Annotated in this window: 8 protein-coding genes; 6 read left to right on the forward strand and 2 right to left on the reverse strand. The window is 36.0% G+C overall.

Annotated elements, in window-relative coordinates:
- Positions 1-23 precede the first annotated feature (23 nt).
- Positions 24-1,166 carry an acyl-CoA dehydrogenase gene (locus Q763_RS17105; protein WP_035136286.1) on the reverse strand — a complete coding sequence of 381 codons (1,143 nt, stop codon included), beginning with the start codon at positions 1,164-1,166 and terminating at the stop codon, positions 24-26.
- A gap of 89 nt (positions 1,167-1,255) precedes the next feature.
- Here Q763_RS17105 and Q763_RS17110 point away from each other — a divergent pair, with 89 nt between their 5' ends.
- Positions 1,256-2,326 (forward strand): anhydro-N-acetylmuramic acid kinase, encoded by a 1,071-nt coding sequence (locus tag Q763_RS17110; protein WP_035136287.1) that lies wholly within the window; start codon positions 1,256-1,258, stop codon positions 2,324-2,326.
- On the opposite strand, the gene Q763_RS17115 is transcribed toward Q763_RS17110, so the two are convergent.
- A complete protein-coding gene (locus Q763_RS17115) occupies positions 2,323-2,985 on the reverse strand; it encodes a response regulator (RefSeq protein WP_035136288.1) in 663 nt (220 codons plus the stop codon). The genes Q763_RS17110 and Q763_RS17115 overlap by 4 nt on opposite strands.
- 107 nt (positions 2,986-3,092) lie before the next feature.
- Here Q763_RS17115 and Q763_RS17120 point away from each other — a divergent pair, with 107 nt between their 5' ends.
- The 5 genes from Q763_RS17120 to Q763_RS17135 all read left to right on the forward strand — a co-directional run bounded on the left by Q763_RS17120 (position 3,093) and on the right by Q763_RS17135 (position 8,847).
- Positions 3,093-3,815, forward strand: a complete 723-nt coding sequence (locus Q763_RS17120) for a LytR/AlgR family response regulator transcription factor (protein WP_035136289.1) — start codon at positions 3,093-3,095, stop codon at positions 3,813-3,815.
- 187 nt (positions 3,816-4,002) lie between these two features.
- The gene (locus Q763_RS17870) at positions 4,003-4,179 is read left to right on the forward strand and encodes a hypothetical protein (RefSeq protein ID WP_157499522.1); all 177 of its coding nucleotides are present in this window, start codon (positions 4,003-4,005) and stop codon (positions 4,177-4,179) included.
- Positions 4,180-4,252: 73 nt separating this feature from the next.
- Complete coding sequence (locus Q763_RS17125; RefSeq protein WP_157499524.1) at positions 4,253-6,280, forward strand: ATP-binding protein; 2,028 nt, start codon at positions 4,253-4,255, stop codon at positions 6,278-6,280.
- A 67-nt stretch (positions 6,281-6,347) separates the two neighbouring features.
- Positions 6,348-7,574, forward strand: a complete 1,227-nt coding sequence (locus Q763_RS17130) for a Glu/Leu/Phe/Val dehydrogenase dimerization domain-containing protein (RefSeq protein WP_035136290.1) — start codon at positions 6,348-6,350, stop codon at positions 7,572-7,574.
- A gap of 58 nt (positions 7,575-7,632) precedes the next feature.
- Complete coding sequence (locus tag Q763_RS17135) at positions 7,633-8,847, forward strand: bifunctional folylpolyglutamate synthase/dihydrofolate synthase (RefSeq protein WP_035136291.1); 1,215 nt, start codon at positions 7,633-7,635, stop codon at positions 8,845-8,847.
- The last annotated feature ends 116 nt before the right edge of the window (positions 8,848-8,963 follow it).

Below are 8,963 nucleotides of genomic sequence, written 5' to 3' on the forward strand. Positions count from 1 at the left end.
TACTTTATGTATAAGTAAGATTCTTATTTGTTTATAAGTGATCTTGAAATTACAATTTTTTGGATTTCTGAAGTTCCTTCATAAATCTGGGTGATTTTAGCATCACGCATAAGTCTTTCTACATGGTATTCTTTCACATAACCGTTACCGCCATGTATTTGTACGGCTTCAATAGTGGTATCCATTGCAACCTGAGAAGCGTAAAGTTTTGCCATAGCGCCGCTTACATCATAATTGTTGTGGTTGTCTTTATCCCATGCTGCTTTCATACAAAGGTGGCGTGCTGCCTCAATTTGTACAGCCATATCGGCAAGTTTGAATGCAATAGCCTGGTGGTTGAAGATTTCTGTACCAAAAGCTTTTCTTTCCTGAGAATATTTAAGAGCAAGTTCGTAAGCTCCTGAAGCGATACCTAATGCCTGAGAAGCGATACCGATTCTACCTCCTGAAAGGGTTTTCATGGCAAATTTGAAACCAAAACCATCTTCGCCTATTCTGTTTTCTTTAGGAACCTTAACGTCAGTAAACATTAATGAGTGCGTGTCTGATCCGCGGATACCTAATTTTTGCTCTTTAGCTCCAATTTCAAAACCCGGCATTCCTTTTTCAACAATAAGGGCGTTGATACCTCTGTGTTTTTTCTCAATATCAGTTTGAGCTATTACAAGATAAACATCGGCAGTACTACCGTTTGTTATCCAGTTTTTAGTACCATTTAACAGGTAGTGATCACCTTTGTCAATTGCTGTTGTTTTTTGAGAAGTAGCATCACTTCCTGCTTCCGGTTCAGAAAGACAGAAAGCTCCAATTATCTCACCTGTAGCTAAACGGGTAAGGTATTTTTGTTTTTGCTCTTCTGTACCAAAAGTTTCAAGTCCCCAGCATACAAGAGAGTTATTTACAGACATAACTACTGAAGCAGAAGCATCAACTTTAGAAATCTCCTCCATAGCGATAACGTAAGAAACTGCGTCTAATCCGCTACCACCATATTTTGGGTCTACCATCATACCTAGGAAGCCAAGCTCTCCCATTTTCTTGATTTGCTCTGTAGGGAAAATTTGTTTTTCATCCCTCTCTATTACACCCGGAAGTAATTCATTTTGAGCAAAGTCTCTTGCTGCCTTCTGAATCATTAGGTGCTCTTCAGTAAGTTTAAAATCCATAACTATCTAAATATTGTAATTTTGTTTTATTGCGCCCAAAAGTAATTATTTAATGTGAATTTTTCAATATCATTATTTAATTTTAGCACATGATTAGAGAAAACTATAACGTTTTAGGAGTTATGTCGGGAACTTCGCTTGACGGAGTCGATTTAGCCCATATTATTTTCAATTATAAAAATGGTGTTTGGGTTTATAATATGCTTGAATGTCAAACAGTTGCTTATAGTAATGAGTGGGTAGGCAGGCTTAAGGAAGCAGTAGGTTACACTAAAGAAATGCTTGAAAAACTCAACGATGAATATACCTTGTTACTATCAGGTATTATAAAAACCTTTATTGAGGATAATGCAATAAAAGGTCTTGATGCGGTTTGTTCGCACGGGCATACAATTTTGCATCAGCCGCAAAATGGTTTCACACTTCAAATAGGTAATAAGCAGGAGTTGGCAAAAAAGATAGGTATAACTACTGTTTGTGATTTTAGGGTGCAGGATGTGGAAATGGGAGGGCAGGGAGCTCCGCTGGTTCCTATAGGCGACAGGCTGCTATTTAGTGACTATAGTTACTGCCTTAACCTGGGTGGCTTTTCTAATATTTCGTTTGAAGATAATGGTAAGCGTGTTGCCTTTGATATTTGTTCGGTGAATACAGTACTTAATTATTATGCAGGTAAGCTTGACTTGCCGTATGATGATGGGGGTAAAATAGCTGCAAAAGGTAAGATGGTTGTTGAAATGTATACCGAACTTAACGAGCTTGAGTTTTATAAAAAATCATATCCTAAGTCATTAGGTTTTGAATATGTAAAAGAAGTTTTACTGCCGTTAATAGAAAAATATGATGCTCAGGTACAAGATGTACTTCATACTTTCACGATGCATGTTGCTAAGCAAGTGGCAGATGTAATAAATGCATTGCCTCCGGGTAAATTGCTTATTACCGGTGGTGGTGCCTACAATGTTTTTTTGCTGAATTGTATGCAGAAGCTTATGCATGATACAACTATTGTTGTTCCGGATGATAAGACGATTCAATATAAAGAAGCGCTTATTTTTGGTTTATTGGGAGTTTTAAAATTAAGGGGAGAAGTAAATGTACTTTCCAGTGTTACGGGAGCTTTTGGGGATCATAGTTCGGGGGTTGTTTTTGGGGTTTAAATAATGCCAATTTTTTTTATGGCTTCAATAAGGTCATGGTCATCTCCGGTTTTACCTTCAAGAAACATGCTTTTTAAATTGGCCTTTCTTTTTTCAATGGCACTTAGTGAAAGCGGTACATAGTTAGGGATGTTTTTTGTGAGTATCCCCTCGCTTAGTCTCATGAGTATCTGCCTGTCATAATTGTCCAGGTTGTACTTATCAAAGTCTTTGTCGCGAAGTGACTTCGCAATTTTGCTGCTCATGTACCTTTCGCCTTCAAAAATAATCTTAAAGGCATTTACAAACTCATCAATATCGATGTCGCTTTTACATAAAATGCCGTCAGGGTTAATTTCTTTTATCAGGCGGTCTACTAACGTAGCTTCACTGTGCATTGTTAGTATTATAACTACACAATCCGGTATCGTTTTACGTATCAATACACCTAAGTCAAGCCCTGAAGTGATGTTTTTTTCTTCATATGGGGGAAGGCTCAAGTCAAGATACGCAATGTCAAAATGCTGGGTGGTTATAAGCTCGTAAGCTTGTTGACAGTCCAGCGCTTTGGTGAATATAAGATTGTGTCCCTCAATGTTTTCGTTGCGTAAAACATTGATGTAACCGTTAACCGTCATGGGGTGGTCGTCAACGATAAGAATTCTTAAATCTCTCTGCATATACAAGTCTATTAGGACAAATTTAACAAATTTTACGGTTAAACCGTAAAACGACTATTTCAAATTTAATATATTGCCATCGGTTTTTTAACATTTTTTTCAGGAAAGTGCAATATTCATATCTCATAGTTGATGAAGATATCGGCGCGAAAGACACACTGGCGCGACTTGAGGAGTTTCCGGAATATTTTTGTGCAGGGGTGGCGAGTAGTAAAGATGAGGCTGTAAACAAGATACTTGATTTGCAGCCAATGCTTGTATTCATTGAAGTTTCCCCAAAAAGTAAAAAAACCGGACTATCTCTTTCTGTTATCACAGAACTGCATCAATATATTGATAATCTGCCTTATTTTATAATAACTACTTCTACAACTAAGCATGCTTTTGATGCAATTAAGGCAGGTGTTTCTGATTATTTGTTAAAACCACTTAACCGTTTTGAACTCAGGAAAACATTACTTCGTTTTGAGAAAACAAGTCCTGTTGCTTCCCGAGATACTATATGTATTAAATCATATGGTGATTATCAGTTTATTTCGCTTAACGATATTGTTTATCTTAAGGCAGATAATAATACTACTGACTTTCATTTGCAAAACGGTAAAAAGCTTACGGCTTATAAAACGCTTAAGCATTATGAGGCAAACCTGCCGTTTTTCTTTTTCAGAATACATAATAGCTATATAGTAAACAGTAACTATATAACCAGAATTAATACCGGTAAGTCGTTATGCTATTTAAATAATAGTGATTTATCTGTTTCTTTCTCTAAAACATTTAAGGATAATATTGATACTATTATCCGAAAAATTGCTCCCGAAAATATATAATAAGTCATTTTACCCTGCAAATCGGTCGAGTTACTCGTGTATGGGTGTAATTCACTAAAACCGCTGTAAATCATTGTGTTGAATGGTGTATTTAGTCTTAGTTTTGCTTCAGGAAATAACAAATAAAGCAAAACAAATTAAAAATATTAAAAAATAACACCTATCCAATTTTAAAAAATTTAACACCATGAAAAAATCACTTTTTACTTTAGGACTTATCGCATTTGTTGGTTTAACAGCAGTTTCTTGTTCAACAGATGACAGTGCTTTAGAGGATACATCAGCAGGAGATACAACAATCGTATCACCGGTAGATAACGGAGACGTAGAATTACCAAAACCACCAACTGCAACAGGTAAATAATGTAAGGTTGTTTTGATTAAATAAAATATATTATTTTTGAGGCTGTAGTATTAACACTACAGCCTCAAAAATTTTGAACAAATTCCAACAAATACTCCTTTTTATATTATTGTTTGTTGCCGTTATTTCCTGTAACGACAATGGCAATAACTATTCTGATAAAAATAAATACATAACTTCTCTTTTTGATAAAGTAGTTGATGTAGAGTCGGATAGTTTAAAGAAAAAATTGCTTGATTCTATTTATCTGCAAATAGATGATTACCCTATAAAAGATAGTGTTCCTAAGTACTATTTATGGGTAAGTGAAAAATACTATAACTATAACTACTATGATGAGGCACTTGTGGCCGGAAGGAAAAGCCTTGAGTTAAATAAAGAGGTTAACGATAGTGTTATTGCAGCTCAGTCAATGTACATGCTGGGGAATATTTTCTATTACGGTAAATCAGAAAATGATACAGCTTATGTGTATTATGCTCAGTCTGAAAAACTTTTCCAGGAGTTAGGTGATTATAATAAGCTGGGTAGAAGCAAGCTATATAAAGCTTATATTTTATATAACGAGGGAGTCTATCAGCTTTGTGAAACCGAAGCAGTTAGAGCACTAGGGCTTTTACAGGGCAGAAATAGTCTGGATATATATAACTGTCATAATGTATTAGCAGCAGCTCTCGATGGACAGGGAATGTATGATGAGGCTATTAGTTATTATGAGTTAGCCTTTAGGCAATTATCTTCTTTTGATAAGGAGGTTTATGGTGAAGATCTTATAAATTATTATAAGGCGGTTTGTTATAATAATATGGCGACTACTTATGTTGATATGGGGGAGTATGAAAAGCCTCAAAAACTTTTTAGAGATGCTTTAAATTATACAAGTAAAGAATCAAACCCCTCCATGTATGCTAAGCTTATTAATAATTTAGCATATGCAAAATTTAAATCAGGTGATTTTGTGGGAGTGCCTGAGATGTTTTTTGAATCACTTGAAATAAGAGACAGTATAAAAAATATTTCCGGTATTGTATCCAGTAAAATGAATTTAGCGGAGTATTATGCCTATAAAAAAGATACGCTACAGGCAATTTCATACCTTGAAGACGCTTATGTTAAGGCAAAAGAAATTAAAAGCCATTTTGAAATACTCAACTCATTAAAGCTATTAGGGGATTTTGATAAGCCAAAAAGTGCTTATTATTATAAGAAGGTTAGTGTGGTTACGGATAGTTTGCAAATGGTAGCTCAGGCTAATAAAGATAAGTTTGCCCGTATTGAGTATGAGACAGAAAGGCTTGAAGATGAGAAAGAAGCTTTAGTAAAGAGAAATGGGTTTATAATAGGTGTCTCGGCAATGGTATTGCTTTTTATAGGTGCAGTATTTATTATTTATTATCTGAACTCAAGAAATAAAAAGCTGGTAATGGAGCAGGAGCAACAAAAGGCTAATGAAGAAATTTACCAGTTAATGTTTGAACAGCAAACTAAAATAGATAAAGCAAGGGCCGAAGAGAAAAGTCGTATTGCCATGGAGCTGCACGACGGAATCCTTAATAACATATATGCGGTTAGGCTTAATCTTGAGTTTATAAACAGGAATACCGACGAAGAGTCGGTAGCGCAAAGGAAGGAGTACATTAAGCAGCTGCAAACAGTGGAGTCGGAAATTAGAGGGGTGTCTCATGATCTTAGTCGTAATGCGGTATTCTTTGAAAAGAGCTTTAAAGATGTTATCGAATCGCTTGTGCTTACCCAGAAAAATGAATTCAATACTATTTTTGATGTTGATATAGATGATAATATTAACTGGGAAAATTTACCTAATATTCAAAAAGTAAATGTATACAGAGTAATACAGGAAGGTTTACAAAATATAAATAAATACAGTGTTGCTAAAAATGCTATTGTAGAAATAAAGAAAGGTTATGATGCGATAGAATTGACTATATCAGATGATGGTATAGGTTATGACCCGGATAAAGTTAAGGGAGGTATAGGCTTAAGAAACCTTAAAAAGCGTACTTCAGTCCTTAACGGTAAGCTGGATATTATTTCTGCTCCCGGTAAAGGGGCGAAAATTCATATTGTATTCCCTAATTAATGAGATAAATACAGAATTCTCATTTATATGTTTTATATATTTGTGCCGATTTATAAAAATTCAACGAATGAAAGATTTATTAAAGAAATTCGAAAATAAACAGCCTGAAATAGTTTTTAACTGGAAAGATTCTGAGACAGAAGCAGAAGGATGGACAGTGATTAATTCCCTAAGGGGAGGTGCTGCCGGTGGTGGTACCCGTATGAGAAAAGGACTTGATATGAACGAGGTGCTTTCTCTTGCAAAAACTATGGAAGTTAAATTTACGGTTTCGGGACCTGCTATCGGAGGTGCTAAATCAGGAATTAATTTTGATCCGGCTGACCCAAGAAAAAAAGGAGTACTACAGCGTTGGTATAAAGCTGTTTCTCCGCTTTTAAAAAGTTACTATGGTACAGGTGGTGACCTTAACGTTGATGAAATTCATGAAGTAATCCCTATGACTGAAGAGTGTGGGGTTTGGCATCCGCAGGAAGGTGTTTTTAACGGACACTTCAAACCAAGCGAGGCCGATAAAATTAACCGCATCGGTCAGTTAAGACAAGGTGTTGTTAAAGTAATAGAGAATGCAACATTCTCACCTGATGTTAACAGAAAATATACTGTTGCCGATATGATTACCGGTTATGGTGTTGCAGAGGCTGTACGTCATTTCTACGCTATTTACGGTGGTGATGTAAAAGGTAAAAAAGCAATCGTTCAGGGCTTTGGTAACGTAGGTTCGGCAGCGGCTTTCTACCTTGCAGAAATGGGAGCTAAAGTTATTGGTATTATTGATCGTGACGGAGGTCTTCTAAATGAGAACGGATTCTCTTTTGAAGAAATAAGAGAACTTTTCCTTAACAAAGACGGTAATAAGCTTGTTGCAGATAATATGATTCCGTTTGAGGAAATCAATGATAAGATATGGAAAACAGGTGCAGAAATATTTGCTCCTTGTGCAGCGTCAAGACTGGTTACTAAAGACCAAATTGATAACATGATCGCTTCTGGTCTTGAAGTTATTTCATGTGGTGCTAACGTACCGTTTGCTGACAAAGAAATTTTCTTTGGTCCTATTATGGAGGAGACAGACAGTAAAGTGAGCCTTATTCCAGACTTTATATCTAACTGTGGTATGGCAAGAGTATTTGCTTACTTTATGGAGAAAAAAGTAGGTATGACAGATGAGGCTGTATTTAACGATACATCTGAAACTATCAGAAAAGCAATTGAAAGAGTACACGAACAAAACAGTTCTAAGCTAAACATAAGCAACACTGCTTTTGAAATTGCTTTAAAACAACTGGTGTAACACATCTTTAAAATTTATACATTTAATGACAGATATTTTTATCTGTCATTTTTTTATTATGACATATCAGGAAACCATAGAGTGGATGTTTAACCAGTTGCCCATGTATCAAACACAGGGAGCTTCTGCATTTAAAAAAGATCTTACCAATACGCTGTTACTGGCAAAGCATTTAAATAACCCTGAGAACGGGTTTAAATCGGTTCATGTTGCCGGTACAAACGGTAAGGGGTCGGTATCAAACATGCTGGCTTCCGTATTACAGGAGGCAGGGTATAAGGTAGGTTTGTATACTTCACCTCACCTAAAAGATTTTAGGGAGCGTATAAAAATAAACGGAGAGGATATATCTAAGGAATTCGTAATGGATTTCATGGATAAGAATAAGCCGTTTTTTGAAGCCAGTCAGCTAAGTTTTTTTGAAATGACCGTTGGTTTGGCGTTCGACTATTTTACTAAAGAGAAAGTGGATGTGGCGATTGTTGAAACCGGAATGGGAGGCAGGCTGGATTCTACCAATATTGTAACTCCGTTGGTTTCGGTTATAACCAATATAGGTTTTGATCATACTCAGTTTCTTGGCGATACCCTGGAGAAAATAGCTTTTGAGAAAGCAGGCATCATTAAAAATAATGTTCCGGTAATAATAGGAGAATATACTCCCGAAACCAAAACGGTTTTTGAAACTAAAGCTAAGGAAATGCAGTCGGATATAATTTTTGCTTCTGATGTTGACTTTCCGCTTTATGAATCTGATTTGACCGGGGACTACCAAAAGCAGAACCGGAAAACAGTTTTGGCAACCATAAATGTTTTAAAGCATCATTTTGATATTACTGAAGAAGCCTTGGTAAACGGGTTGCTAAATGTGGTAAAAAATACCGGTTTTATGGGCAGATGGCAGGTAATAAACCGAAATCCTACGGCGGTTTGTGATACGGCACACAACAGTCACGGACTAAAAATTGTGCTTAGCCAGATAGCGCAGCAAAAATTTAAGGTTTTAAGGATTGTTTTCGGGGTAGTAAACGATAAGGATTTAACCGGAATTTTACCGTTAATGCCTAAAGATGCCATTTATTACTTTTGTAAACCAAATGTTATGCGTGGTCTTGATGCAAAAATCCTTCAGGAGAAATTTTTGGGTTATGATTTGAAGGGAGAAGTATATTCTTCTGTAGCAGATGCTTATAGAAATGCTTTGGCAGATGCCGATGAAGCCGACTTTATTTATGTAGGCGGAAGTACATTTGTGGTAGCAGAAATTTTATAATTTTTTAAAATAATGTTTGCAAATACAAAAAAACGGTCTATATTTGCACTCGCAATAAGGAACTGGTCAAGTGACGAAATTGCAAACATATCGGGCGATTAGCTCAGTTGGTTCAG

This window comes from Flavobacterium beibuense F44-8 (genome assembly GCF_000769915.1).
In the GTDB taxonomy this organism is placed as follows: Bacteria; Bacteroidota; Bacteroidia; order Flavobacteriales; family Flavobacteriaceae; genus Flavobacterium; species Flavobacterium beibuense.